General features: G+C 75.0%; 25 protein-coding genes. 5 read left to right on the top strand and 20 right to left on the bottom strand.

Annotated elements, in window-relative coordinates; all coding sequences use genetic code 11:
* Positions 1-25: 25 nt before the first annotated feature.
* The 11 genes from ACWDD9_RS02695 to ACWDD9_RS02645 all read right to left on the bottom strand — a co-directional run bounded on the left by ACWDD9_RS02695 (position 26) and on the right by ACWDD9_RS02645 (position 12525).
* A complete protein-coding gene (locus tag ACWDD9_RS02695) occupies positions 26-1267 on the bottom strand; it encodes a CynX/NimT family MFS transporter (protein ID WP_387828191.1) in 1242 nt (413 codons plus the stop codon).
* Positions 1268-1331: 64 nt separating this feature from the next.
* Positions 1332-2054, bottom strand: a complete 723-nt coding sequence (locus ACWDD9_RS02690) for a FadR/GntR family transcriptional regulator (RefSeq protein WP_049652863.1) — start codon at positions 2052-2054, stop codon at positions 1332-1334.
* A 307-nt stretch (positions 2055-2361) separates the two neighbouring features.
* Positions 2362-3207 (bottom strand): HAD family hydrolase, encoded by an 846-nt coding sequence (locus ACWDD9_RS02685; RefSeq protein WP_049652861.1) that lies wholly within the window; start codon positions 3205-3207, stop codon positions 2362-2364.
* A gap of 49 nt (positions 3208-3256) precedes the next feature.
* Complete coding sequence (serS, locus tag ACWDD9_RS02680; protein ID WP_074002021.1) at positions 3257-4531, bottom strand: serine--tRNA ligase; 1275 nt, start codon at positions 4529-4531, stop codon at positions 3257-3259.
* Between the two features lie 507 nt (positions 4532-5038).
* Positions 5039-5974 carry a prephenate dehydratase gene (gene pheA, locus ACWDD9_RS02675; protein ID WP_049652857.1) on the bottom strand — a complete coding sequence of 312 codons (936 nt, stop codon included), beginning with the start codon at positions 5972-5974 and terminating at the stop codon, positions 5039-5041.
* Between the two features lie 160 nt (positions 5975-6134).
* The gene (gene efeB / locus ACWDD9_RS02670) at positions 6135-7451 is read right to left on the bottom strand and encodes an iron uptake transporter deferrochelatase/peroxidase subunit (protein WP_449810629.1); all 1317 of its coding nucleotides are present in this window, start codon (positions 7449-7451) and stop codon (positions 6135-6137) included.
* Between the two features lie 14 nt (positions 7452-7465).
* A complete protein-coding gene (locus ACWDD9_RS02665; protein ID WP_449810628.1) occupies positions 7466-9502 on the bottom strand; it encodes a FixH family protein in 2037 nt (678 codons plus the stop codon).
* Positions 9503-9515: 13 nt separating this feature from the next.
* Positions 9516-10031, bottom strand: coding sequence for a copper chaperone PCu(A)C (locus ACWDD9_RS02660; RefSeq protein WP_053112532.1), 516 nt, complete (start codon positions 10029-10031; stop codon positions 9516-9518).
* The gene (locus ACWDD9_RS02655) at positions 10028-10687 is read right to left on the bottom strand and encodes an SCO family protein (protein ID WP_049660017.1); all 660 of its coding nucleotides are present in this window, start codon (positions 10685-10687) and stop codon (positions 10028-10030) included. Before ACWDD9_RS02655 ends, ACWDD9_RS02660 begins: the two co-directional genes overlap by 4 nt.
* A 78-nt stretch (positions 10688-10765) precedes the next feature.
* Positions 10766-11515, bottom strand: a complete 750-nt coding sequence (locus ACWDD9_RS02650; protein WP_387828206.1) for a YcnI family copper-binding membrane protein — start codon at positions 11513-11515, stop codon at positions 10766-10768.
* A 185-nt stretch (positions 11516-11700) separates the two neighbouring features.
* A complete protein-coding gene (locus ACWDD9_RS02645; protein WP_079272020.1) occupies positions 11701-12525 on the bottom strand; it encodes a hypothetical protein in 825 nt (274 codons plus the stop codon).
* A 229-nt stretch (positions 12526-12754) separates the two neighbouring features.
* Between ACWDD9_RS02645 and ACWDD9_RS02640 the strand changes: the two genes are divergently transcribed.
* Positions 12755-13405 carry an ATP-binding protein gene (locus tag ACWDD9_RS02640; RefSeq protein WP_449810627.1) on the top strand — a complete coding sequence of 217 codons (651 nt, stop codon included), beginning with the start codon at positions 12755-12757 and terminating at the stop codon, positions 13403-13405.
* A 42-nt stretch (positions 13406-13447) separates the two neighbouring features.
* Here ACWDD9_RS02640 and ACWDD9_RS02635 read toward each other — a convergent pair whose 3' ends face one another.
* From ACWDD9_RS02635 to ACWDD9_RS02605, 7 genes are all read right to left on the bottom strand, one after another.
* Positions 13448-14707, bottom strand: a complete 1260-nt coding sequence (locus ACWDD9_RS02635) for an ABC transporter permease (protein ID WP_380743050.1) — start codon at positions 14705-14707, stop codon at positions 13448-13450.
* On the bottom strand, positions 14704-15432 hold the full coding sequence (locus ACWDD9_RS02630) for an ABC transporter ATP-binding protein (RefSeq protein WP_049657146.1): 729 nt from the start codon (positions 15430-15432) through the stop codon (positions 14704-14706). The genes ACWDD9_RS02635 and ACWDD9_RS02630 overlap by 4 nt, the downstream gene beginning before the upstream one ends.
* Complete coding sequence (locus ACWDD9_RS02625; protein ID WP_449810626.1) at positions 15429-16994, bottom strand: peptidoglycan-binding protein; 1566 nt, start codon at positions 16992-16994, stop codon at positions 15429-15431. Before ACWDD9_RS02625 ends, ACWDD9_RS02630 begins: the two co-directional genes overlap by 4 nt.
* A 39-nt stretch (positions 16995-17033) precedes the next feature.
* Positions 17034-17609 carry a hypothetical protein gene (locus ACWDD9_RS02620; protein WP_449810625.1) on the bottom strand — a complete coding sequence of 192 codons (576 nt, stop codon included), beginning with the start codon at positions 17607-17609 and terminating at the stop codon, positions 17034-17036.
* Positions 17606-18529 carry a hypothetical protein gene (locus ACWDD9_RS02615; RefSeq protein WP_449810624.1) on the bottom strand — a complete coding sequence of 308 codons (924 nt, stop codon included), beginning with the start codon at positions 18527-18529 and terminating at the stop codon, positions 17606-17608. Before ACWDD9_RS02615 ends, ACWDD9_RS02620 begins: the two co-directional genes overlap by 4 nt.
* A 99-nt stretch (positions 18530-18628) precedes the next feature.
* Complete coding sequence (locus ACWDD9_RS02610) at positions 18629-18967, bottom strand: hypothetical protein (protein WP_049657154.1); 339 nt, start codon at positions 18965-18967, stop codon at positions 18629-18631.
* Between the two features lie 84 nt (positions 18968-19051).
* Positions 19052-19276 carry a response regulator transcription factor gene (locus ACWDD9_RS02605; protein ID WP_049657156.1) on the bottom strand — a complete coding sequence of 75 codons (225 nt, stop codon included), beginning with the start codon at positions 19274-19276 and terminating at the stop codon, positions 19052-19054.
* Positions 19277-19514: 238 nt separating this feature from the next.
* On the opposite strand from ACWDD9_RS02605, the gene ACWDD9_RS02600 reads away from it, so the two are divergent.
* Both ACWDD9_RS02600 and ACWDD9_RS02595 read left to right on the top strand, forming a co-directional pair.
* Positions 19515-19745, top strand: a complete 231-nt coding sequence (locus tag ACWDD9_RS02600) for a hypothetical protein (RefSeq protein ID WP_049657159.1) — start codon at positions 19515-19517, stop codon at positions 19743-19745.
* 20 nt (positions 19746-19765) lie between these two features.
* Positions 19766-21106, top strand: a complete 1341-nt coding sequence (locus tag ACWDD9_RS02595; RefSeq protein ID WP_449810623.1) for an amidase — start codon at positions 19766-19768, stop codon at positions 21104-21106.
* Here the strand turns inward: ACWDD9_RS02595 and ACWDD9_RS02590 are convergent.
* Complete coding sequence (locus ACWDD9_RS02590; RefSeq protein WP_449810622.1) at positions 21103-21744, bottom strand: TetR/AcrR family transcriptional regulator; 642 nt, start codon at positions 21742-21744, stop codon at positions 21103-21105. The genes ACWDD9_RS02595 and ACWDD9_RS02590 overlap by 4 nt on opposite strands.
* Positions 21745-21909: 165 nt before the next feature.
* Between ACWDD9_RS02590 and ACWDD9_RS02585 the strand changes: the two genes are divergently transcribed.
* Both ACWDD9_RS02585 and ACWDD9_RS02580 read left to right on the top strand, forming a co-directional pair.
* Entirely contained in the window at positions 21910-22776 is an 867-nt protein-coding gene (locus ACWDD9_RS02585; protein ID WP_449810621.1) for an alpha/beta hydrolase, read from the top strand.
* The gene (locus tag ACWDD9_RS02580) at positions 22773-23381 is read left to right on the top strand and encodes a TIGR03086 family metal-binding protein (protein ID WP_449810620.1); all 609 of its coding nucleotides are present in this window, start codon (positions 22773-22775) and stop codon (positions 23379-23381) included. The genes ACWDD9_RS02585 and ACWDD9_RS02580 overlap by 4 nt, the downstream gene beginning before the upstream one ends.
* A 90-nt stretch (positions 23382-23471) precedes the next feature.
* On the opposite strand, the gene ACWDD9_RS02575 is transcribed toward ACWDD9_RS02580, so the two are convergent.
* On the bottom strand, positions 23472-23615 hold the full coding sequence (locus ACWDD9_RS02575; RefSeq protein WP_158077691.1) for a hypothetical protein: 144 nt from the start codon (positions 23613-23615) through the stop codon (positions 23472-23474).
* Positions 23616-23644: the final 29 nt, after the last annotated feature.

The following is a 23644-nucleotide window of genomic DNA, read 5'->3' as shown; positions in this document are numbered from 1 at the left end:
CGGAGCTGTAGTGCGCGCGCTCGGCTCAGAGGGTGCGGTTGCGGCCCGCGCCCCAGCCGGCCGCGCCGACCACCAGGACCAGCACCAGCATCAGCACCAGGGGGGTCTCCCAGCCGCCGGTCAGCTGGCGCAGCGCACCCGCGCCGACCGGGCCGGCCGCCGCGACCAGGTAGCCGATCGCCTGCGACATCCCGCCCAGCTGGGCGGCACCGGCCGCGGTGTCGGTGCGCAGCACGATGAACGCCAGGCCCAGGCCCAGCGAACCGCCCTGGGCCACACCCAGGATCGTCGCCGACACCCACGCGGCGGAGACCGGCGCGACCAGCAGCATCGCGATGCCCAGCCCGTTCAGGGCGACCATGACCACCGCCAGCGCGCGCTGGCTGGTCATCCGGCCGGCCATCAGCGGCACCAGGAAGGCGCCCGCCACCTGCACCAGGTTGGAGAAGGCGAAGACCAGACCGGCCTGGCCGCGGTCCATGCCGTGCTCGGCCAGGATCGTCGGCATCCAGGCGACCAGGGTGTAGACCAGCAGCGACGAGATGCCCATGAAGAGGCTGATCTGCCAGGCCAGCGCGGACTTCCAGATGCCCTCGATCGGCTTGGCCGGCGCGGCGGCCGCGGCCACCGCCCCCTGCCGCTCCTGGCGGGAGCGCAGCACCTGCGGCAGCCAGGCCACCGCCGCGACCAGCGCGAGCAGCGACCAGGCGCCGAGCGAGGCCCGCCAGCCGCCGCCGAGCGCGTGCTCCAGCGGGACGGAGGTGCCGGCCGCGAGCGTGGCGCCGACCAGCATGGTGGTCGAGTAGACGCCGGTCATGGTGGCCGCGCGGTCCGGGAACTCGCGCTTGACCAGGCCCGGCATCGACACGTTCAGCACCGCGATCGCCACGCCGATCACCACGCAGCCCGCGTACAGGGCCGCCACCGAGGGCAGCACCCGCAGCAGCACGCCCGCGCCCAGCACCAGCACCGCGCCGAGCACCACCCGCTCGGCGCCGAAACGGCGGGTCAGCCGGGGGGTGAGCGGGGCGCCGACGCCCTGGAACAGCACCGGGACGGTGGTGATCAGACCGCTCGCGGTGGCGGAGAGGCCGAAGGTCCGCTGGATCTCGCCGACCATCGGGGAGACCGCGGCCAGACAGGCGCGCATGTTCAGCGCGACCAGCACGATGCCGGTCAGCAGCAGCAGCGGATGGGCCAGCCGGACGCGGCCGGGGAGCGGGGCAGGAGCGGTGACAACCGGCTGCTGGGCACGGGTGACGGCCATGGGTGTGCTGTTCTTTCGTGAATGTGCGGGGGAAGCGGACGGCGGAAGGGAGGCTCGCGCCGTCCTACTTCCGGGCCGCGATGGCCGCGAGCAGCTGCTCGACGGCCGCGGTCGGGCCGGCGAGCAGCGCACGACACGCCGCCTCGGCCCGGTCCGGGTCACCGCTCTCGATCGCGTCGACCAGCGCCTCGTGGGTGGCCACGACCGCCTCGGGCATGTCGTGGTCGCCGAAGGCGGAGGTCATCGCCTCGCGGACGGAGGCACCGAAGTAGCGGTACACCTCGGCCAGCGCGGGGTTGTGCGCGGCCTCGACGACGGCGGTGTGGAACTCCAGGTCGTGCTCGACGGTGGCCTCGCGGCTCGCCCGCTCGGGGTGCGCCGCGAACACCTCGGCCTCACGGGCCAGGGCGGCGCGCATCCGCCGGACGTCCTCGGGGGTGTGCCGCAGCGCGGCCAGCCGGGCGCCCTCGGTCTCCAGCGCCGCACGGACCTCCAGGACGTCCCGGATGCCGGAGCGCTGGACGCCGCGCAGCACGGACGCCGGGTCGCTGGTGGAGCGGACGAACGTCCCCTCGCCCTGCCGGGAGACCAGCATCCCGGCGTGCACCAGCACCCGGATCGCCTCCCGCACGGTGTTCCGCCCGACGCGCAGCTGCTCGGCCAGCTCGTGCTCGGTGGGAATCCGCGACCCCACCGGCCACGCCCCACCGGCCAGCTGCTCCCGCAACTGCTCGATCGCGGTGTCCACCAGGGAACGCCGCCCGGCCGCCTGCAGACCGCCGCTCATGCCGGACCTCCCTTGCCACCGCACACGCCGAAACCAGTCGTCGGTCATCCTACAACCGCTTGCCCGGTCATCCTACAACCCACCCCTGACCAGCCCCTGAACCCCCCGATCGGCCTCACCCCACCCGCCGCCGGGGGCGCGTCTCCTCCGCAGACAGCAGTTCCCCGCGCCCCAGCAGGGGCGCGGGGAACTGCGCGGGGCGGAAGGCCGCAGCGGATGGCCCGAGCGCCGGCGGTTCTCCGGCTTCGGGCGGGGTTACGGGGTGTGCGAGCCCGGGGCACGGCGCACAAGGGCCGCGCCGGAGGCGTCAGCGCTGCGGGTAGAGGTGCTCCAGGACCGCGGCGACGCCGTCCTCGTCGTTGCTGGTGGTGACGGTGTCGGCGACGGCGAGGAGTTCCTCGTGGGCGTTGGCCATGGCGACGCCGTGGGCGGCCCAGCCGAACATCGGGACGTCGTTGGGCATGTCGCCGAAGGCGATGGTGTCGGCGGCGCGGACGCCCAGGCGGCGGGCGGCGACGGCCAGGCCGGTGGCCTTGGAGAGGCCGAGCGGGAGCAGCTCGACCACGCCGGCGCCGGCCATCACCACGCCGACCAGGTCGCCGGCGGCGCGGCGGGCGGCCTCGGCGAGGGCGTCGTCGGTGAGGGCGTGGTGCTGGATGTACAGCTTGCTGAGCGGGGAGTCGTACAGCCCGCCGCGGTCGACCCGGACGACCGGCAGGTCGGAGCCGATCAGCAGCTCGTAGCCGGGGCCGGCCAGCACCTGGCCGTCGAGGCCGTCCTGGTTGGCGGCGATGGCCAGCGGGCCGGTCTCGGCCTCGATCTTCTCGATCGCGAGCGCGGCGAGCCGCCGGTCCAGGGTGAGCGAGGTGAGCAGCTTGTGCGCGCCGGCGTCGTACACCTGGGCGCCCTGGCCGCAGACCGCTATCCCGGTGTAGCCGATCTCGTCGAAGACCGGGCGGGCCCAGACCGCGGAGCGCCCGGTGACGATGATGTGCAGCGCGCCCGCGCCGGTGGCCGCGGCCAGGGCGGCGCGGGTGCGCTCGGAGACGGTCTCCCCGCTGGTGAGCAGGGTGCCGTCGAGGTCAGTGGCGACCAGCCGGTAGGGCAGGTCGCCACCGTCGGGGGAGACGGGGCTGGGGCTGGTGGTGCTCATGGGCCGTACGTCTCCCGGGAGTGTCGCAGGTGGTGCTGGGCGGGCCGGCTTACTTGACCGGCTCGAGGACGGTCCGTCCGCCGAGGTACGGCCGCAGCGCCTCGGGCACGACGACCGAGCCGTCGGCCTGCTGGTGGTTCTCCAGGATCGCCACGATGGTGCGCGGGACGGCGACCAGGGTGCCGTTCAGGGTGGCGAGCGGGCGGGTCTTGCCCTCCTCGCGCATCCGGATCGACAGCCGGCGGGCCTGGTACTCGGTGGTGTTGGAGGTCGAGGTGACCTCGCGGTACTTGCCCTGGGTGGGGATCCACGCCTCGATGTCGAACTTGCGCGCGGCCGAGGCGCCGAGGTCGCCGGAGGCGACGTCGATCACCCGGTACGGCAGCTCCAGCGCGTTGAGGAAGTCCTTCTCCCACTGGAGCAGGCGCCGGTGCTCGTTCTCCGCGTCCTCGGGAGTGGTGTAGACGAACATCTCCACCTTCTCGAACTGGTGGACGCGGATGATGCCGCGGGTGTCCTTGCCGTAGGTGCCGGCCTCGCGGCGGAAGCAGGACGAGTAGCCGGCGTAGCGCAGCGGCAGCTTGTCGGCGTCGAGGATCTCGTCCATGTGGTACGCCGCGAGCGGGACCTCGCTGGTGCCGACCAGGTACCGGTCGTCCTCGGCGAGGTGGTACACGTTCTCGGCGGCCTGGCCGAGGAAGCCGGTGCCGTCCATGGCGGCCGGGCGGACCAGGGTCGGGGTGATCATCGGGATGAAGCCGGCCGCGGTGGCCTGGGCGATCGCCATGTTGACCAGGGCGAGCTCCAGCAGCGCGCCGACGCCGGTCAGGTAGTAGGAGCGGGCACCGGCGACCTTGGCGCCGCGCTCGGTGTCGATCGCGCCGAGGATCTGGCCGAGCTCGACGTGGTCGCGGGGCTCGAAGCCCTCGGCGGCGAAGTCGCGCGGGGTGCCGATCTCCTCGAGGGTGACGAAGTCCTCCTCGCCGCCGACCGGGGCGGCCGGGTCGATGAGGTTCGCCAGGGAGCGGAGCAGGCGGTCGGCCTCCTCCTTGGCCGCTCCCTGCTCGGCGTCGGCGGCCTTGACCTCGGCGGCCAGGTCCTTGGTGCGCTGGAGCAGGGCGGCCTTCTCGTCGCCCTTGGCCTGGGCGACCTGCTTGCCGAGCACCCGCTGCTCGCTGCGCAGTTCGTCGAAGCGGCTGCCCGAGGACCGGCGCCGCTCATCGGCGGAGAGGAGGGCGTCGACCAGGTCGACGTCCTCGCCACGGACGCGCTGCGAGGCGCGCACTCGGTCAGGGTCCTCACGGAGCAGGCGAAGGTCAATCACAGGCCCAAGCGTACCGGGAGACCGTTCCTCCACCGGTACGGCTTTTTCCCTGGGGATAACTCGTCCGTGCCTGTGGATAACTCCTGTGGGGAACTTCCCGCCGCCGGGTTATCCACAGGCCGGGCCCCGGGCCTGTGGATCAAAGGGGAGGATTGCCTTCCGCGTGAACGAACCAGGGAATTGAGGTTTCAAACCTCAATCAACCTTCTCGGGTGAGGGAATTGAAGCACTCGGACGGGTGATTTGCTGGCAACCGGGTGACTCTGGTCCGATTGGTCATCTCTGCGACGCAAACCGATGGTCCGACCGGGTCTGGGCAATGGCTATACCGGTTTGTCGACTCGTCCCCAGGCCTGTGGATAACTCCGGGCTGTGGACAGCGGGGAGCCCTGTGGACAGCGGTCTCCGGCCCCGACGGCCCCTGTGGACGACGGTGCGGTCACCCGCCCGGGCCGCCCGGGCCGGGCGAAAACAGTCGGAAAAGTCCGGAAGGACTCGAGGAGAAGCTCAGATGTCCCCGCGGCCGTCGAGCGCGCGGGAGAGCCAGTCCGCCGCCGAGGTGAAATCCCCGTCCGAGGTCCCCGGTCGGCGGTGGGTGGACTCCTGCCGGTCGGCGCGCGGATAGGAGCCGAGGTACCGCACCTGCGGGCAGATCCGCTTGAGCCCCATCATCGCCTCGCCGACCCGGCGCTCGGACAGGTGGCCCTCGCAGTCGATCAGGAAGCAGTAGCTGCCCATGCCCTCGCCGGTCGGGCGGGACTCGATCCGCATCAGGTTGACCCCGCGCACCGCGAACTCCTGGAGCAGTTCCAGCAGCGCGCCCGGGTGGTCGTCCGGCAGCCAGACCACCATCGAGGTCTTGTCCGCGCCCGTCGGCGAGGAGACCCGCCCCGGGCGGCCGACCAGGACGAACCGGGTGGCCGCGCTCTTCGCGTCCGCGATCTCCTTGACCAGCGGCTCCAGCCCGTAGATCGGCGCCGCGAACTCGCCCGCGAACGCGCCGTCGTAGCGGCCCTCGGCGACCAGCCGGGCGCCGTCCGCGTTGGAGGCCGCCGACTCCCAGTCCGCCTCCGGCAGGTTGGCCGCCAGCCAGCGCCGCACCTGCGGCTGGGCCACCGGGTGGCTGGTCACCGTCTTGATCCCGGACAGCTCGGTGCCCGGCCGCACCAGCAGCGCGAAGGTGATCGGCAGCAGCACCTCACGGTAGATCATCAGCGGTGTGCCGGAGGCGAGTTCGTCGTTGGTCGCGGTGACCGCGCCCTCCACCGAGTTCTCGATCGGGACGAACGCCCCGGCCGCCTCCCCGCCGCGCACCGCGTCCAGCGCCAGCGCCACCGAGGACAGCGGCACCAGCTCCCGGGTCGCCGCCTCGGGCAGGGTGTGCAGGGCCGCCTCGGTGAACGTGCCGGCCGGTCCGAGGTAGGTGTAGCGGGTGGCCGACATGACGCCTCCGTGGGGTTCCGGGGTACTGCGCGGGCAGGGTGTGCCGAAGCAGTCACCCTAACGATTCAACGGCCCCGGCGGCCAAGCGTTCCAGTGGCCGGGACCGCGGCGGTGGATCCCGGGGGTCCGCCGTCGGACCCCCGGGGAACCGTCCGGGGAACTACCCCTCCAGCAGCTGCCGGCCGAGGTAGCCGCCGGGCGGCGCGCCCGGCGGCAGCGCGTACAGGCCGCTCGCCTCGTGCCGCAGGAAGCGGGAGAGGCCGTCGCCCCGGGAGAGCTTGCGCTGCACGGGGGTGAAGCCCTTGCCCGGGTCGTTCTGGAAGGCGAGGAAGAGCAGCCCGGCGTCCGGTGAGCCGTCCGGCAGCAGCCCGTCGTGGTACGAGAAGCCGCGCCGCAGCATCGCCGCCCCGCCGTTGGCCGCCGGGGCGGCGACCCGGATGTGCGCGTCGGCGGGGATCGCCAGGGTGCCGTCCGGGCCCTGCGCTGCGAGGTCGACCGGGGAGCGCTCGCCGGCCCCGGCGGGCGCGCCGAGCGGGGCGCCGTCCGACTTGCGCCGCCCGATCACCCGTTCCTGCCGGTCCACCGGCAGCGCCTCCCAGTTGTCCAGCAGCATCCGGATCCGCCGGAACACCAGGTACGAGCCGCCGGCCAGCCAGGCCGGCTGGTCGCCACCGGCGGCGCAGAACACCTTGGCGGCGAAGCCGTCCTCGTCCGGCCGGGGGTTGTTGGTGCCGTCGATCTGGCCCATCAGGTTGCGCCCGGTCACCGGTTGGGCGGCGGCGCCGGGGGTGCGGGCGAAGCCGGCCGACTGCCAGCGCAGCGCCGCCGTACCGGCCGCCAGCCGCTGGAGCACCCGCAGGGCGTGCACCGCGACCAGGGCGTCGTCCGCGCCGATCTGGACGAACAGGTCGCCGTCGCCGCGGGCCGGGTCGAGCGCGTCGCCGGGGAAGGCGGGCAGCGGTGCGAGCCCGGGCGGGCGGCGGTCGGCCAGCCCGGCCTTGTCGAACAGCGTGGCGCCGAAGCCGACCGTGACGGTGAGCGAGCAGGGTCCGGCGTCCAGCGCGACCTGGTTGTCGAACTCCTCGGACGGCTCCCCGGCGGTCAGCCGGTCGGCCGCCTTCGTCCAGCGCTGGAGCAGGGTGCGCAGCCCGTCCCGGCCGACGCCCTCGGCCAGGTCGAAGGCGGCCAGCTGGACCCTGGCCTGCGGCGGGTCGGTGATCCCGGCCTGGTGCTCGCCGCGGAACGGCACCCGGGCCGCGCCCAGCGCGCCGCCCGGGCCGGCCGCGGCCCGGCCGCTCCGGTCGGGACGGTCGTAGGCGACCGCCCCGGCGACGCCCGCGCCGGCCCCGACCAGCAGCCCGGCCCCGGCGGTGCCGAGCAGCGCCCGCCGGGTGAAGCCCGCGGGCCCCGCCGAAGCGTGGTCCGCCGGGCCGTGGTCCGCCGGGTTGCGGCCCGTCGAAGCGTGCTCCGTCGACATGTCGGTCACCCCGCTCACCCGATCTTGAACTGCTGGGTCGGGGTGGTCTGGTCGATGTCGGAGGAGCGGATCTGCACCGACACCACCCAGGTGCCCGCCAGCGGCAGCTGCGCGGTGCCGCTCCAGCGGCCGGTGCCCTCCGGGGTGAGCGCGACCGGCAGCGGGCCGAGGTCGCGGTCCGGCAGGGTGAAGGCGAGCTCCACCTCGGGGACGTCCACCGGCTGCCCGTCCGCGCCGTCCAGCGCGAGCTTCACCTCGTTCGGCCCGGTCCGGGCCGGGTTGAGGGTGACGGTCGCGGTGCCCTTGGCGTTCGGCGTCCGGCCCTTGGTGTCGTACGGGAGCTTGAGGTCGACGGTGCGGCCCGGCTCGGTCTGCGGCGCCGCGGCGGCCCCGTCGGCGGCCGGAGCGGCGGCCGCACCGGCCTTGACCTCGCCCGCCACCCGCCCGGGCGGGGAGTTGGTGAGCATCGTGGTGACCACCAGCACCGCCACCGCGACCAGCGCCTCGACCAGCACCGAGCGGCGCAGCCCGGCCCGGGTCGGGGTCAGCCCGCGGTCGCGTCCGGCGCTCCGCAGCGCGGCCCGCTGGCGCTCCAGCTGCGCCTGCCGGGCCGGGTCCTCGCTGTGCGCCGCCACGGCGACCGGCTCCGGCAGCTCGGCCGGTGCGACCTCGACCGCCTCGGCCGGGGCCGAGCGCAGCCTGGCCAGCCAGGAGCGGGAGATCCAGGCGACACCCAGCATCGCGGCCACGCAGCCGCTCTTCACCAGCAGCAGCCGCCCGTACTCGGTGCCGGTCAGCGCGCCCCAGCTGCCCAGGCCCCGCCAGGACTGGTAGATCCCGGTCCCGGCCAGGACGGCCACCGAGCCGAAGGCGATCTTCGAGAAGCGGTCCACCACCTCGGCGCCGACGCCCTCGCGCAGCGCGACCAGCAGCGCGGCCAGCCCGCCCAGCCAGAGCGCCATCGCGATCAGGTGCAGGATGCCGAGCGGCAGCGCCAGCCAGACCTGGATGCCCACCGAGGCGTGGTCGGCGCCGACCCAGGTCGCCGAGAGGGCGACGGCCAGCACCAGTCCGGCCACGCCGAGGCCGAGCCGGGCCTCGCGCTGCGGCCGTTCGGCGGCCCGCCGCTCCAGCTCGCGCAGCTCGGCGGCCTCGGCGTCGTCCTCGGCGGCCGCGCCGCGCGCGAGGTCGTCGGTGCCGGCCTCCTCCTCGTCCCGCGGCTTCGGCACGACCGGCCGCGGCGGCTGCCCCAGCTGCCCGACCAGCAGCGACAGGAACACCCCGCCCGCCGCGAGCAGCAGCAGCCGGGCGGCCAGCGCGGTGCCGATCCGCTCGTCCAGCGTGGCGCGCACCAGCGACAGGTCGAAGGCCTGCCCGATCCCGGAGCCGCGCTCGTACGGGCCGCGCAGCATCAGCACCGCGACGGTGGAGACCAGCAGCGCCGTCCAGCCCGTCATCAGCAGCCGCTGCACCCGGCGCCGGGCGGTGCCGGCCGGCCAGCAGAGCAGCACGAAGGCGGCGACGCCGACCAGCAGCGCGAAGGCGGCGTACGCGACGGTGCGCCCGGTGCCGTACAGGGCGGCGACCAGGCCGTCGGCCTCGGCGCCCTGGAGCGCGGTGGCCGACACCGAGGTGTCCGAGGGCGCGCCGATGGAGAAGGTGAACGCCCCTCCGACCGGGTGGGAGTCGTCCGAGACGGCCCGCCAGGCCACCGTGTAGGTGCCGTTGGCGAGTCCGTCGCGCAGCCCGACCCGGGCGGTGTTGCCCTTGCCGTCGGCGTGCGCCGGGTTGCCGGTGTCCACGGCCTTGCCGGCCGGGTCGAGCACCCGGACGGAGTCGCCGGAGAGCGAGACGGACTCGCTGAAGGTCAGCGTCACCGCCTGCGGGGCGGTGGCGACCACCGAGTTCTGCCGGGGGTCGGTGGAATCCAGGGTGGCGTGCGCGGAGGCCGGCCCGGCGCCCGCGAGCATCAGCGCGAGCAACGCGCCGAGCACTCCGAGCACCCCGGCGATCCGGCGGTGGGTGGCCTTCTCCAGGCCGGCCGACTGCATGGTGGCGGTCCCCTTAACTCTGGCCGGGGCGGTAGGTGAGCTCCTTGACCGGCACCTTGACCGAGATGGTGCCGGACTTGGCGAAGGTGAGGTCCAGCTCCAGCTCGTCGCCGAGGACCGGGGCCTTCTGCCACCCCATGATCATGAGGTGGTTGCCGCCCCGGGCGAGCTGCAGCGCGCCGTGCGCGGGGACGTCGAGGCTGTCCACCTGCTCCATGGTCGACGCGCTCGAGCGGTGCATGGTGACCGACTCGGCGGCCGGGCTGCTCACCTTGAGCAGCTGGTCCTGACCGCCGTCGTTGCGGACGGTCAGGTAGCCGGCCGCCATGCCGCCGGCCGGGGGGAGCGGGATGTAGGAGTCGGCGACGCTGAGCCTGGCCGGTCCGGCGGCGGCACCGTCCTGGCCGCCCGCGCCGCCGCCCGTCCCGCAGGCGGCCAGGATGGCGCCGCCGCCCAGGGCCGTGGCGACGACGGCGCCGAGCAGGGCGCTGCGGCGGAAGCGGCCGGTCCCGGTCTGCGCCGGGGTCACGCCGCGACCCCCTTGGCGAGCAGCGGCAGGTCGTGCTCGTAGGTCTTCTCCTCGGTGCCGCTCATGTAGAGCACGTGCGCCTTGTCGTCCGAGGGGAGGAAGGCCAGCACCTGCGCGCCGTGGGTGGAGGTGACCGTGCCGTCCGCGTTGACGACCGGGTCCTCGATCATGATGCCGAGCGACCTGGCGGCGGTCTTCACCTTGGCCAGGTCCCCGGTGAGGCCTATGAAGTCGCTGCCCATCGAGTCCAGCCAGGTGCGCAGCACCTGGGGGGTGTCGCGCTGCGGGTCGGTGGAGACGAAGACGACGTTGACCTTCTGCCGCTCCTCCGCGGGGAGCGCCTTCATCGCGACGCCGATGTCGCCCATGGTGGTCGGGCAGACGTCCGGGCAGCTGGTGTACCCGAAGAACAGCAGGGTGGCCTTGCCGTTGGTCTGCTGGCGCAGGTCGAAGGGCTGGCCGGCGGTGTCGGTCAGCTGGAGGTCCGGCTTCTCGAAGTTCTTGGCGAGCTTGGTGCCCTGGTACGGGGTGTCCTCCTTCTGCCGGGTGACCTTGGCGGCGGTGGAGCCGCCGCCGGAGGAGCCGCAGGCGGAGAGGGTCAGGGCGGCGGCCAGCGCGAGGGCGGCCGCGCCGGCCAGGCGGGTGGTGCGGGGCATGGGAGTTCCGATCGTGCGGGGTGGGCCACCGGTGGGGCCCGTACCCGTGGTCCGGGTACGGGCCCCGCCGGCGTGGGGTCAGGAGGCGGTGTTGCCGCTCTTGCGGCGCAGGCCGAGCACACCGACGGCGGTGCCGATCACACCGACGACGATGCCGACCACGCCCAGGGTGCGGGCGGTGGAGTCGCTGGACTTGGCGTCGCCGGCGGCGGCGGCCTGGTCGGAGCTGCCCCCGTGGGCGCCCGCGGCCGGGGAGGCGGTGACGCCGTGGCCGTCACCCTCGGCGGCCTTGGTGAGCTTCAGGACGGGCGCGGGCTTGGCCGGCTCGGGCTGGCCGTCCTTGGTCTCGTCGATCCAGCGGGCGATGTCGCCGTTGTCGTAGGTCTGGAGGGTCTTGAAGACCAGGTTGTCGGTGTCGGTCGGCAGCGGGCCGAGCGAGACCCGGAACTCCTGGAACTGGCCGGGGGCGATCTTGGTGCCGGCGTCGGCGGTCCAGGTGATCTTGGAGACGGCCTCGGTGACGTCGTTGCCGTGCACCTTGATCGGCTTGTCGAGCTTGGCCTTCTCGACCGCGGCGGTCCAGCCCGGCAGCGGCAGGGTCCGGACCGAGGCCAGCGGGTGGTCCAGCGGGAGGTTGACCTCCAGCTTCACCGTGCCCGCCGTGTCGCTCTCGTTCGGCACCCGGAAGTCGACGGCCGTGTAGCCGCCCTGGGCGGCCGCACCCGGGTTCACGGTGACGTGCGCGAAGGCGGGGCCGGCCAGCGCCACCACGGACGCGGCGGCGGTGAGGGCGACGGCGGCGAGACGGCGGGCGGGAAGGGAACGCATGATGCGGGTCTCCGATCGGAGCTCGGCGGCAGCCGGAACCGGCGACGGACGGGAGCCGTGCCGCGGGGGCCGCGGGGGTGGGGACGCGGGGGTGGAGCCTCGGGCCGCCCCCGTGGTCGGGGGAACGGCCGGACGGTACGCACGCCGGGCACCCGGGACGGCCGAGGGCCGCCAGGAAACGCCGGTCAGTACGCGAGGGCCCCGCACGGCGGGCCGCGCCGCACCACGCTGTGCCGCAGCACGGCACCCGCCGGGAGCGGGCTCTCCCCGCCCCGGGCACCGAACCGGCGGGCCGGGCCGGCCGTCCCGAACAGACCGCGCAGCAACGCGGCCACCAGCGCGAACGCCGTACGCAGCGGCGCCGCCCAGTGCTCCCGGGCGGCCGTGGCGGCCACCCGCAGCAGCTGCCACAGGGCCGCCTCGCCGCGCCGCAGCCACCAGCCCGCGACCAGCGCGGCGCCGAGGTGCCCGGCCAGCATCGACGGCGTCATGCCGAAGACCCCGGCCTGCCACCAGGGCGCGGCGGCGAACGCGTGCGGGTCCAGGCCCGCGGAGGAGACCAGCTGCTCCGGGGACGGGCTGCCCGGCAGGCCGAGCAGCGTGCCGGGGCGGGCCTCGTTGCAGATCAGCCGGCCGGCCACCTGCGGCACCGTCAGCGGACCGGAGCCCCCGTGGTGCATGCCGGCCATGGAGCCGCCGAAACCGTTGAAACCGTGGAAGAGGCAGTGCAGTCCGAGCTGCCCGGCACCGAGCGCCCCGGCGATGGCCGCCAGCGAACGCTCCCGCCCGCCGCAGACCACCGCGAACGCCAGCACCGCGGCGAAGCCCAGCGCCAGCGCGGTCGGCGGCACGTTCCCGCCACCCGCCAGGGCGTGCCCGGCGGCGGCTATCAGGGTGCACACCAGCGCGAACGGGACCGCCCGGGCAAGCCGCAGGTCCCAGGCGGCGGACCCCACCGGCTGGGCCGGTCCGGGGGCGCCCGGGAGCGGGGCGGCGGCGAGGGCAGTCATGGCCGGGCCATCCTCTCATTGCGTACGCCGCCGACACGGGCAGGGTGGGAAATCCCTACGAATGCCCCTTTCGGCGGCGCGTGCGAGGGGGCGTACGTGTCGCCCGGCACAGACCCCGGCCCCCGGTCCATCCGCCGAACGGGCGGTAGCGGCCCCCGGGCACGGTTCGCCGGGGAATCGCCCGGAGATACCTAGTTGTATGTGGAGCCGCAGCCAGGAGGGACCTCCCGTGGACATCTGGTGGACTCTGCACCTCAAGCGCGACCCGGCCAGCGTTCCGCTGGCCCGGCGCATCCTGCTCGGTGCGATGGCGACCGCGGGCGTCGACCCGCAGATCGCGGACGACCTCGGCGTCGCCCTCACCGAGGCCTGCGCCAACGCCGTCGAGCACGGCGCCACCGGGCGGCCCGACGACGGCTTCCAGGTCACCGCCTCGATCTGCGGCGACCGGCTGCGGATCGAGGTCACCGACTCGGGGCCCGGCCTGCCGGCCCCCGCCCCCGCCGGGGCCGCTGCCGCCGTCCGCCGCACCCCCGCCCCGGACCAGGCCCGTCCGGCGGTGGCCGGCCGGGCGCCCCGCCGCACCCGCCGCGGCCGCGCCACCGTCCCGGCCCGCGTCCTCGCCGCCTACGGCCCCCGCCGCGACGGCCACCCGTACGACACCCACGTCCTGCCCTGTCGCCCCAGCGTCCCCACCCTGCGCCCGGTCGACCTGGACACCCTCCCGGACCTCACCGCCGAGTCCGGCCGGGGCCTCTTCCTCATCCACGCCCTCACCGACCACGTCCAGCTGCGCAACCACCCGCTGCGCGGGGCGATCGTCAGCTTCGACAAGATCCTCAAGTGGCAGGACGACGCGCTGCTGCGGGCGGCTTCGTAGGGCGGGCTTCGTTGTAGGGGACGGCGGGGGAGCCGGGGTCGGTCAGTGGCGCAGGGCTTCGGCCGGTTCGACGGCGGCGGCCCGGAGGGCCGGGTAGAGGCCGGCCAGTAGGCCCACCAGGCTGCCGGCCAGCGGTGCGGGCAGGACCGTCCAGGGCTGGAGCAGGGCGGTCCAGTCGCGGGCCAGCGCGACCAGCACCACGACGGCGACGCCGATCGCGGTGCCGATCAGCCCGCCGAGGGTGCCGAGCACGGTGGACTCGGTGAGGAACTGGGCCGCGATGTGCCGGGGCCGGGCGCCCAGGGCGCGCCGCAGGCCGATCTCGCCGGTGCGCTCCAGGACGGCGACCAGCGTGGTGTTGGCGATGCCGACCGCGCCGATCACCAGGCAGATGGCGGCCAGCAGCAGGAACAGCCCGGTGAGGTCGGTGGAGACGGAGTCCCGCAGGGTGTGCGGGTCGGGCGGGGCGAGGGCCTCGAAGTCCCTGGGGGCCTCCGGGCGCAGGGCGGTCGGGGCCTGGGAGGCGACCAGGGCGGCCGCGCCGGTCCGGGTGCGGACCACCATCCGGGCCCGGCCGTTCTCCCCGGGCGGCGGGTTGCCCCAGAGCGTCCGAGCGGTGGTGGTGGGCACCATGACGTCGAGCGCGGTCTCGGGCAGTCGGGCGCTGCCGTCGATGATGCCGATGACGGTGAAGCCGACGCCGTTGACGAACACCGCGGGGTGGGCGTCGAGGCGGCTGATGCCGAGCCGTCCGGCGGCGGCCGAGCCCAGGACCGCGACGCGCAGGCCGCGTTCGCTGTGGAAGGCGTTGTAGACGGTGCCGGCGGAGACCCGGGCCTCGATCGCGTCGAAGCCGCCGGGGGAGAGCGCCAGGACGTTGAGCCCGGCGCCGGAGCCGGTGCCGGGCACCGGGGAGGTGGAGATCTTCGGCTCGGTCAGCGGCGCGCTCCAGTAGACCCCGGCCGCGACCGCGCCGTTGAGCCGGCCCACCCGGCGGTCGGCGTCCTCGGGGAAGTCCATGGCGGCCCGGTGCTGGCCGTTGCCGAGGACCACCTCCGCTCCGCGGCCGACCAGGGTGACCGTGGTGTTCTGCAGGGCCGAGAAGCGCTTGCCGATCTGGCCGGTGGCGCTGGAGGTGAGCCCGAGGACGGCGACGAAGGCGCCGACGCCGAGGACGGTGCCCAGCAGGGTGAGCACCGACCGGCCGGGCCGCTGCACCATGCCGGACAGCGCCTCGCTCAGCAGGTCGGTCAACCCGAGCCGGGAGAGCGGGACTTCGGTGGACGTGGCGCGCCTCCTCACCGTTCGACCGCCGCCCCGGTCGCGCTCAGCCGGCCGTCCCGGATGGTGATGGTCCGCCGGGCCCGTTCGGCGACCTCGCGGTCATGGGTGATGACCAGCAGGGTCAGGCCGCTCCCGTGCAGTTCCTCGAACAGCTCCATGACCCGCAGGGCCGTCGCCGAGTCGAGGTTCCCGGTCGGCTCGTCGCACAGCAGGAGCGACGGCCGGTTCACCAACGCCCTTGCCACCGCGACGCGTTGGCGTTCGCCGCCGGACATCCTGGAGGGCAGGGCCTCGGCCCGGTGGCCGAGGCCGACCTGGTCCAGGACCCGTCGGGCGGCGTCGGCCCGGCCCGCCCTGGCCGATCCGTTGTAGACCTGGGCGAGCATCACGTTCTCCAGTGCGGTCCGGTACGGCAGCAGGTGGAAGGACTGGAAGACGAAGCCGATCCGGCGCCCGCGGAGCGCGGTGCGGCGGGCCTCGGAGAGCGCGCCGGTGTCGATGCCGTCGAGTTCGTACGTGCCGCCGCTGGGCCGGTCGAGCAGGCCGAGCAGGTTGAGGAAGGTCGACTTGCCGGAGCCCGAGGGGCCGATCACGGCGGCATACTCGCCGCGGGCGACCTCCAGGTCGAGGGGGTGCAGGGCGGTGACCGGCGGTGGGCCGGGGAAGGTGCGGAACGCTCCGCGCAGCCGGATCACCGGGGTGTCGCGGTCGGCTCCGGCGCGGTCTGTCCCGGCCCCGCTCACCGGCCGACCACGACCTGCTCGCCGGGCTTGAGCTCGGCCCCGGCGGCGGGCTTGACCTCGACGAAGCCGTCCGCGGCGACGCCCGCCGTCACCTCCACGGTGCGCCGGGTGCCGTCGGTGCCCGCGACGGACACCGAGGTCCGGCCGTCGACGCCCGAGCTGATGGCCGAGGAGGGTACGGCGAGCACCTCGCCCTGGGTGGAGGCGGCGACCACGGTGATCCGGACGTCCTGGCCCTCCAGGGCCGGGTCCCAGGGGGCGTCGGGGGTGACGACGAGCGGGACGTAGGGGTCGGTGCCGGCGCCCGGGGCCGCCGGTGCCGCGCTGGCGGCGCCGCCCCCGCCGCCACCGGGGCTTCCCGGGGTGACGAGCGCGCCCACCGAGCCGACCTTGGCGGCGAGTTGGATGCCCGTGGTCTCGGACAGCACGGTGACGTCCATGCCGGGCTTGACCAGCGGGGCGTCGCCGGGGAGCAGGTGGCCGGTCAGGTTGAGGCCGCCGGCGGTAAGGGTGAGGACCGGGGCCGTCACCTTGTCGCCGACCCTGGCGCCGACGGCGCCCACCCGGGCCGGCAGTGCGGGCAGGAAGACCACCTCGGCGGCGGGCAGTTGGGGGCCGTCCTTGGCCTGGGCGCGGGCCAGGTCCTGTTGCTTGGCGGTGAGATCGGCGCGGGCCCGGGCGAGCGCGGCGGCACCCCCGGAACCGGCGCCACCGGAACCGGCGCCACCGGAACCGGCACCTCCGGCGGGTGCGCCGGTCCCGGTGGCTCCCGGGGCCGGTGCGCCGTTCTTGCCGGCCGCCGGGGCCGTGGTGGCCGGAGTGGCCGCCGCGGTCGGCTCGCCGCCGCCGCGGGCGGGCTGGCTCTCCAGGTCCCGAACGGCCTGTTTGGCCTGGTCCACGGCCTGCTGGGCGGTCCGGACAGCGGTGGCGGTCTGGTCGCCGGTGGTGGCCGCGGGGTAGCCGAGCTTCTGGTAGAGCCTGGCCACGGCGGCCTTGGTGGCGGCCCCGAAGTACCCCTTGTCGTCGCCGCCCGGGTAGTACCCCATGTCCCGGAGCACGTCCTGCAGTTGGCCGATGTCGCCGCCGGACTCGCCCGGTGCCATGTCGCGGTAGGCGGGTGTCGAGCCGGGCAGGGCGATCACCGGCCGTCCGGACACCTCGGCCAGCACCTGCCCGGAGTCCACCGCGTCCCCGCTGTTGACCTTCAGCGCCGTCACGATCGGGGTGCCGCCGCCCGGGCCGCCGGCGCTGGCCGAGACCGCGCCCGGCTGCACCGGGAAGGACTGGCCGGCCGTGAACACCCCGCGCAGGACGGTGGTGTTGGAGAGCACCCGCTGCACCACTGGTGCCGTGAGCACCGAGGCGGGCGGCGCCTTGGCGTCGGCGGCGGCCTGCTCCGGCGAGCGGATCAGGGTGGCGGCCCACATCCCGCCCCCGGCGGTGACCGCCGCGACCAGGGCGATCACGACGATCAGCCGCCGCCGTCGACGCGGGGTGGACCCGGCCGGGGTGGCGGGTTCCGCTGCGGTGGCCTCGGGCTCGGGTGTTTCCACGGCTTCCATTTCCGGTACGTCTTCCGGTGCTTCGCGCTCGGACGGGGGTCAGCTGCTGCGGGGCGGGGCGGCGGTGCCCCCGGGGCACGGCAGCGGGTTCTGGATGTCCGTGACCTTCCACACCCCGTCGATCAGACGCATCGTCATGATGCTGAGCTGCTCGGGTCGTCGGCCGACCTGGCTGATCTCCTGGCCGGTGCCCGCGTCCACGATCCGCCAGGCGTTCAGGTCGACGCAGTCGTACAGCCGGCGGGCCTCCCCGTCGGTCCGCACGCCGAGCAGCCGGTGCTTCACCTCGCCGCTCATGTGCTGCCCCTCCTGGCGCAGTTGGTCCACCGAGGCGCGCAGGATGGAGAGGTTGGGCTCGTCGGCGTGGGCGTCCAGCGGCGCGGCGGCGACGTCGCCGGCCCGGGCGACCTTCGTCCACTCGTCCCAGTAGGCGAGGTACGGCTGCCGCAGGTCGTCCCCGACCGCGGTCAGCCGCTCGCCGTTCGGGCCGGTGGCGGTGGTGCGGTCCGGGGCGGCCGAGGAGGTGCTGGAGCAGCCCGCGGCGGCCAGGACGGCGGCGCAGGCCAGGGCGGCGGCGGCCGTCCGCGCCGGGCGGCCGGGCCGGGCGCGGCTCACTGGCCGTGCTCCCGCAGCACCGTCGCCGCCTGGTCGAGCTGGGACTGGATGGCGGCGCGGTAGGCCTTCAGCTCGTTGTCGTGCTGCTCGATCAGCTGCTTCTGGATGGCGCTCTGGACGCCGAAGGCGATGCCGGAGAGGTTGGTCTGCCGGGTGCAGGCGACGTCGGCCTTGGCGGTGTCGATCTCCCGCTGGGTCACCGTGGGGCCCCAGGACTCGGTGCTGAGGCTCTCGGGGTTGCCGTAGGCGTAGCCCCGCTGCTTCATGCAGGACGCCCATTCGGTGGTGGCGGCGACCACCCGGGCGTCCGCCTTGGTGCGGTTCATCGACTGGCCGGTGAGGTCCCCGTAGACGTCGGCGGCGGGCGGCTTGTCGCCCTTGAGCTTGCGGTCGGCCTCGCCGGTGCAGCCGCCGGGCGGGGTGCTGCCGCCGGCCGGTTCGCCGCCGGTGGGGGACTTCAGCCCGGACAGCGCGGTGAACTCGGCGGGGTTCATCGGACTGCCGCTGCCGACCTTGGCTCCTCCGGCGGTGCCGGGCTGGTGGAACCCGTACTGGGCGGCCTGCGCCTCGTTGAGGAACCCGTACGGCGTGGGCATGTCGTCCTTGCCGGCCTTGGTGAGGTCGGCGTTGTTCGGCTGCCAGGAGGCGAAGCCGAGCCGCTTCATGCAGTCCTGGGTGAGCAGGCCCTGGGCCTTCGCGATGCCGGTCAGTTCCTGGGGGCTCGCCGCGAAGGCCCGCAGCGGGAGCTGCTGGGTGTCGGCCACGGTCGTCGGGGTGGGCGTCGCGGTCAGGGCGGGCGCGGCGGCCTGGCCGCCGGATCCGCCGGTGGCCGGGGCAGCGCTCCCGCCGGAGGAGCAGCCGGTGAGCAGGGCGAGCCCTGCGGCGGCGACGACCAGGGCGGTGCGGCGGTGGGACCTCACGAGTGGACCTCATCGGGTGGGCGGGCCGGTAGTCTCGGGCGGAGCCCTCTTCGCCCCATTAGCGGTGGGGCGAAGAGGGCCGTGGTGCGGTGGAGCGGATCAGCACTTGGTCCACTGGTTCGAGAGGGCACCGGAGATGTAGTCCTCGAAGGTGTAGCCCCAGACGCCGGTGGCCCGGTCGGTGTTGCTGTCCCAGGCGGTGTAGCCGTTGACGGTCGAGCCGTTGGTGTAGCACCAGTCGTTGGTGCCGTGGCCCGGGTAGCCGATGCCGTTGATGGAGGAGTTGGTGTACGGGCCGCTGCGGATGTTGGCGGCGGTGGTGTAGTCGCTGACGTAGAGGGCGTTGGCGGCCCCGGTGCCGAGGGTCAGCGCGGCGACGGCGGCGGCCGCCACGGTGGCCACGCGGCCCATGCGGTTCTTGAGCATGGTGAGTCCCATCTCTCTTGGTGCGGAGGGTAGTTGCCGATGCCCCGAGTGGGGCCAGGACATCTCAGCACCGGGCCGGACGGTCCACCAGTGTCCTCAGGTACAGTCCTCCAGCCGGAACAGCAGGGCCGCCTGGGCCAGTTGGATGCGCGAGCACACGCCGAGCTGCTCGAACAGGGCGGCGGTGTGCGCCTTGACGGTCCGCTCCTCGATCCGCAGTTCGGCGGCGATCTCCTGGTTGGACAGGTCGGTTCCGATGAGTTCGAGGACTTGGGCGCGGCGCTGGGAGAGCCCCCTGACCCGGTCGGCCGCCGCGCGCATTCTCGAAAGATGATCGATCGTCAAAAGCTGTGCATCGCCCATCGGTTCCCCCCGTAGCCGAGTGTGGAGCGTACGCACGACAAGTCTCGGCCGGGCGGTAGGCCCAGTCAACGTGGCTGTTACGGAGAGAGACGCTCCGGATGTCCGCGGTGAGCCGGCCGGGGGCGGGCCGTACGGGCCGCCGACCGGCGGTTCCGCTCCGGTTGCCGGGAGCGCGCGGCGGTCGGACGATGGGGGCATGATGCACCAGATGCGGGCCGAGTACGGCGCCGGCGGCGAGGCCGGCGGGGTGCGGCTGTGGCACATGGTCCGGGGCGAGGAGAGTGTGGCGATGTGCGGCCGCGAGCTCGACCCGGCCGCGCGGGTGCGGGAGGCGGTGGACTGGGGGAAGACCCCGGAGCTGTGCTGCCACACCTGCGGGGCGTACTTCCTGCGCGAGGCGCCGTACCTGGCGGCCGAGCACCCGTAAACGGCGCTACCGTGCTCGGCATGGAGGAATCCCTCGTCCGGCCGTCGCCGTTGACCGATGAGGCCGCCGGGCTGCGCGCCGGTGTGCCGGAACTCCCCGAGTACGTGGACCGGTTGTGCGCGCTGGTCGAGCGGGTGGACCCGCTGATCCACGCGTTCGTGCCGGAGCCCGGGCGGTACGACCGGCTGCGGTCGCGGGCGCGCGAGCTGGCCGCGCGGTACCCGGAGCCCGACCGGCGGCCGCCGCTGTACGGGGTGGCGGTGGGCGTCAAGGACATCGTGCACGTGGACGGGCTGCCCACGCACGGCGGTTCGGCGCTGCCGCCCGGGGTGCTGGCCGGGCCGCAGGCCGTGGTGGTGGACCGGCTGCTGGCGGCGGGGGCGATGGTCGCGGGCAAGACGGTGACCGCCGAGTTCGCCGCGAGCGCCCCCGGTCCGACCCGCAACCCGCACCGTCCGGGGCACACCCCGGGCGGCTCCAGCAGCGGTTCGGCGGCGGCGGTCGCGGCCGGGCTGGTGCCGCTGGCGATCGGCACCCAGACGGTCGGCTCGGTGATCCGCCCGGCCGCGTACTGCGGGGTGGTGGGCTTCCGGCCGACGTACGGGCGGATCCCGATCGCGGGGGTGATCCCGAACGCGCCGAGCCTCGACACCCTGGGGACCTTCACCGCCGACCTGGCGGGCGCGGCCCTGGCGGCCCCGCTGCTCTGCGACGACTGGCGGGGCGACGGCCGGCTTCCCTCCCCGGACCGGATCGGCGCCGGGGAGGTCCGACCACCCGTGCTCGGGGTGCCGGACGGGACGTACCTGGAGTGCACCGAGCCGGCCGCGCTGCGCGCCTTCGAGGAGCAGCTGGCCCGGCTGGCGCGGGCCGGGCTCACGGTGCGCCGGGTCGAGCTGTTCCCGGACTTCGCCGAGGTCGTCCGGCAGCTGCAGACGGTCAACCGCTTCGAGCTGGCCCGCGGCCACGCCGACTGGTTCGCCCGCTTCGGCGGGCTCTACCGGCCGGAGACGGCGGCGGGCATCCGGGTCGGCCGGGGCGTCGCGGCCGAGGACCGGGAGGCCGCCCTGCGGTTCCGGGAGCGGCTGCGCGAGCGGGTGGCCGCGGCGGGCGCGGCGGCCGGGGTGGACCTGTGGCTGGCGCCCTCGGCGACCGGCGGGGCGCCGGAGGGCCTGCACAGCACGGGGGACGCGGTGATGTCGCTGCCGTGGAGCTTCCTCGGGCGCCCGGCGCTGAGCCTGCCGGCCGGGCGGACCGGGGACGGGCTGCCGCTGGGCCTCCAGGTGGTCGGCGCGCCCGGCGGGGACGAGCTTCTTCTGGCCCAAGCAGCCTTCGTTGAAAGGGTGCTGACGGAGCGTTAGGCGAGCGTCGGGTCGGCCGGGTCGGCGGCCTCGGCGCGCAGCAGGCGCAGCAGCAGGCGGCCGGCCCGCTCGTACGGGGTGTCCTCGTCGTGCAGCACGGCCTGGGAGTTGGCCGTCTCCAGGACGGCGATCAGGGCGAAGGCGAGGTCCCCGAGGTCGGTGTCGGGGCGCAGGGCGCCGGCCGCCCGGGCGGCGGCGAGGGTCTCGACGACGGTGTCGGACCACTCCCGGGCGCAGCCGGCCAGGGCGTCCCGGACGGCGCCGGGGCGGGCGTCGAACTCGGCGGTGACCTCGTAGAAGAAGCAGCCGCCGGGGAACACCCGGGCGCGGGAGTAGGCCAGCCAGCTCTCGCAGAGGGCACGGGCCCTGGCGAGGCCGGGCGGGGTGTCGGCGACCGGGGCGACGACGGCGTCGGCGAAGATCCGGCGGGCGGCGCGGACGGTGGCCAGCTGCAGCTCCTCCTTGGAGCCGAAGCCGGCGAAGACGCCGCTCTTGCTGAGCCCGAGGTCGGTGGCGAGGCGGCCGATGGAGAGCGCGTCCAGGCCTTCGACGGAGGCGATCCCGACGGCGCGGCGCAGCACCGCGCGGCGGGTCTCCTCGCCGCGCAGGACCCGTCCGTCCGTGGTCGTTCCGGCCATCGTCCGCGCCCCTGTTCTGCTCGTCTGTTCCGCTCGCCCTGCGTGCCGCCCAGGGTAGTGGGTGCACCGGGGCGGCCTCGGAGAACCCTAAAACTGCACGAACGGTCGTGCTAATATCTCGCCGCGAACGAGGCAGGACAAGGAGCGCGAGAGCAGGGAGACCCGATGGACCCGACCCGCGGACTGATCCGTACGACCCTCAACCCCACCGCCCGGATCGCCCCCGGCCTGGCCGGGCGGGCCGCCTTCGAGCTGTTCACGCACCCGGTCCGGCGCAGCCGGGTGCGCGCGTCGGAGCGGGAGGTGCACGGGCGGGCGGCCACCGAGCGGCTCGCCGTGAACGGCAAGGCGGTGGTCGGCTACCGCTGGGGCAGCGGCGAGCGGCCGGTCCTGCTGCTGCACGGCTGGCGCTCCCGGGCCTCCCGGTTCGCCCCGTACGTGCCCCGGCTGCGGGCGCTCGGGCTGAGCGTCGTCGCCTTCGACGCGCCGGGCCACGGCGACTCCGGCGGCCGGACCACCGGCGTGCCGGAGTACCGCGAGCTCGCGCTGAGCCTCCAGGAGCGGTACGGGCCGTTCGAGGCCGTGCTGGCGCACTCGCTGGGCGTCTGCGCGGCCTTCGGGGCGCTGGCCGACGGCCTGCGGGCGGGCCGGCTGGCGGCCGTCTCCGGGGTGTCCCGGGTGGGCTTCTTCCCGGCCGCCTTCTGTGCCGGGCTCGGGTTGGACGCCGAGGTCGAGCGGGCGCTGCGGGAGCGGATCGAGCGGGAGCTGTTCGGCGGGGACGCCGGGGGCTGGGAGCGCTTCGACGCGGCCCGCCGGGTCGGGGCGGTCGACGGGCCGGTCCTGGTCGTGCACGACGAGGGCGACACCGTCGTCCCGCCGAGCGAGGCGTACCGGCTGCGCGAGGCGTACGGGGAGCGGCTGGAGCTGACCATCACTCAGGGCCTGGGCCACAGCAGGATTATCGCGGAGCCGGCCGTTGTTGATCAGGTGATCGGATTCATCTCTGCCGGCCGGGAGGTCGCTGTCGTATGAGGATCGTCGAACTGCACGCACAGGCCATGGAGTTGGCCGTCCAGGTGGTGGACGGCCTACGGCCGGACCAGCTCGACCTGCCCACCCCCTGCGCGGGGTGGACGCTGCGCAAGCTGCTGGAGCACTGCGTCGGCCAGCACCAGGGCTTCGCCGCGGCCGCCCGCGGCGCCGGGCCGGACCTGGCGCTGTTCGCGGACGCCCCGCTCGGCGCCGACCCGGCGGGCGCCTTCCGGCGCACCGGGACCGACCTCACCGAGGCCTTCCGGGAGGCGGCCACCGCGGACCGGCCGATCTGGCTGGCCGAGATCCGCGACGGCGGCCCCTTCCCGCTCACCCAGGCGGTGGGCTTCCACCTGCTGGACACCCTGGTGCACGGCTGGGACGTCGCCGCCGCGCTCGGCACCCAGGCCGCGCTGGTCGCCGCGGTGGACGGCGACGACGCGCTGGCCACCGCGCTGCTGACGGTGACCGAGGCCGTCCCGAACACCGAGGAACACCGGGCGCCGGGCCGGGCCTTCGCCCCGGGGCTCGAACCCGGCGGCGGCACCGGCCGGTTCGACCGCGCCCTGGCACTGCTCGGCCGCGATCCGGCCTGGAAGCCGTAACGGCCCTGTCCGCCCCGGGGGTTCCGGAACACAGGGGATTCCGGAAACCCCGGGGCCTGCCTTCGGCCCGCGTCCGCGGTCGGGCAGGCCCTACGGGCGGCGGGCGGCCCCGGCGCCCCGGCTCTCGGGGCCGCGCTGCTCGTCGGGGAAGCGCGGGCCGCCGATCAGGAAGAGTAGTGCGGCGGTCGGGAAGCCGAGCGAGGCGGCCAGCAACACGATGAACTCCCAGAACATCTTCCGCTCCTCGTCAGTCGCGGGCCGCC

This window comes from Kitasatospora sp. NPDC001119 (assembly GCF_053598475.1).
This window is presented reverse-complemented; position numbering and strand designations above follow the sequence as displayed.

Bases quoted from the DNA above. Each gene is read 5' to 3' on its own strand.
- ACWDD9_RS02695 (WP_387828191.1), bottom strand. From the start codon at position 1,267: ATGGCCGTCACCCGTGCCCAGCAGCCGGTTGTCACCGCTCCTGCCCCG.
- ACWDD9_RS02690 (WP_049652863.1), bottom strand. From the start codon at position 2,054: ATGAGCGGCGGTCTGCAGGCGGCCGGGCGGCGTTCCCTGGTGGACACC.
- ACWDD9_RS02685 (WP_049652861.1), bottom strand. From the start codon at position 3,207: ATGAGCACCACCAGCCCCAGCCCCGTCTCCCCCGACGGTGGCGACCTG.
- pheA (WP_049652857.1), bottom strand. From the start codon at position 5,974: ATGTCGGCCACCCGCTACACCTACCTCGGACCGGCCGGCACGTTCACC.
- efeB (WP_449810629.1), bottom strand. From the start codon at position 7,451: ATGTCGACGGAGCACGCTTCGACGGGCCGCAACCCGGCGGACCACGGC.
- ACWDD9_RS02665 (WP_449810628.1), bottom strand. From the start codon at position 9,502: ATGCAGTCGGCCGGCCTGGAGAAGGCCACCCACCGCCGGATCGCCGGG.
- ACWDD9_RS02655 (WP_049660017.1), bottom strand. From the start codon at position 10,687: ATGCCCCGCACCACCCGCCTGGCCGGCGCGGCCGCCCTCGCGCTGGCC.
- ACWDD9_RS02650 (WP_387828206.1), bottom strand. From the start codon at position 11,515: ATGCGTTCCCTTCCCGCCCGCCGTCTCGCCGCCGTCGCCCTCACCGCC.
- ACWDD9_RS02645 (WP_079272020.1), bottom strand. From the start codon at position 12,525: ATGACTGCCCTCGCCGCCGCCCCGCTCCCGGGCGCCCCCGGACCGGCC.
- ACWDD9_RS02625 (WP_449810626.1), bottom strand. From the start codon at position 16,994: ATGGAAGCCGTGGAAACACCCGAGCCCGAGGCCACCGCAGCGGAACCC.
- ACWDD9_RS02610 (WP_049657154.1), bottom strand. From the start codon at position 18,967: ATGGGACTCACCATGCTCAAGAACCGCATGGGCCGCGTGGCCACCGTG.
- ACWDD9_RS02605 (WP_049657156.1), bottom strand. From the start codon at position 19,276: ATGCGCGCGGCGGCCGACCGGGTCAGGGGGCTCTCCCAGCGCCGCGCC.
- ACWDD9_RS02600 (WP_049657159.1), top strand. From the start codon at position 19,515: ATGATGCACCAGATGCGGGCCGAGTACGGCGCCGGCGGCGAGGCCGGC.
- ACWDD9_RS02595 (WP_449810623.1), top strand. From the start codon at position 19,766: ATGGAGGAATCCCTCGTCCGGCCGTCGCCGTTGACCGATGAGGCCGCC.
- ACWDD9_RS02590 (WP_449810622.1), bottom strand. From the start codon at position 21,744: ATGGCCGGAACGACCACGGACGGACGGGTCCTGCGCGGCGAGGAGACC.
- ACWDD9_RS02585 (WP_449810621.1), top strand. From the start codon at position 21,910: ATGGACCCGACCCGCGGACTGATCCGTACGACCCTCAACCCCACCGCC.
- ACWDD9_RS02580 (WP_449810620.1), top strand. From the start codon at position 22,773: ATGAGGATCGTCGAACTGCACGCACAGGCCATGGAGTTGGCCGTCCAG.
- ACWDD9_RS02575 (WP_158077691.1), bottom strand. From the start codon at position 23,615: ATGTTCTGGGAGTTCATCGTGTTGCTGGCCGCCTCGCTCGGCTTCCCG.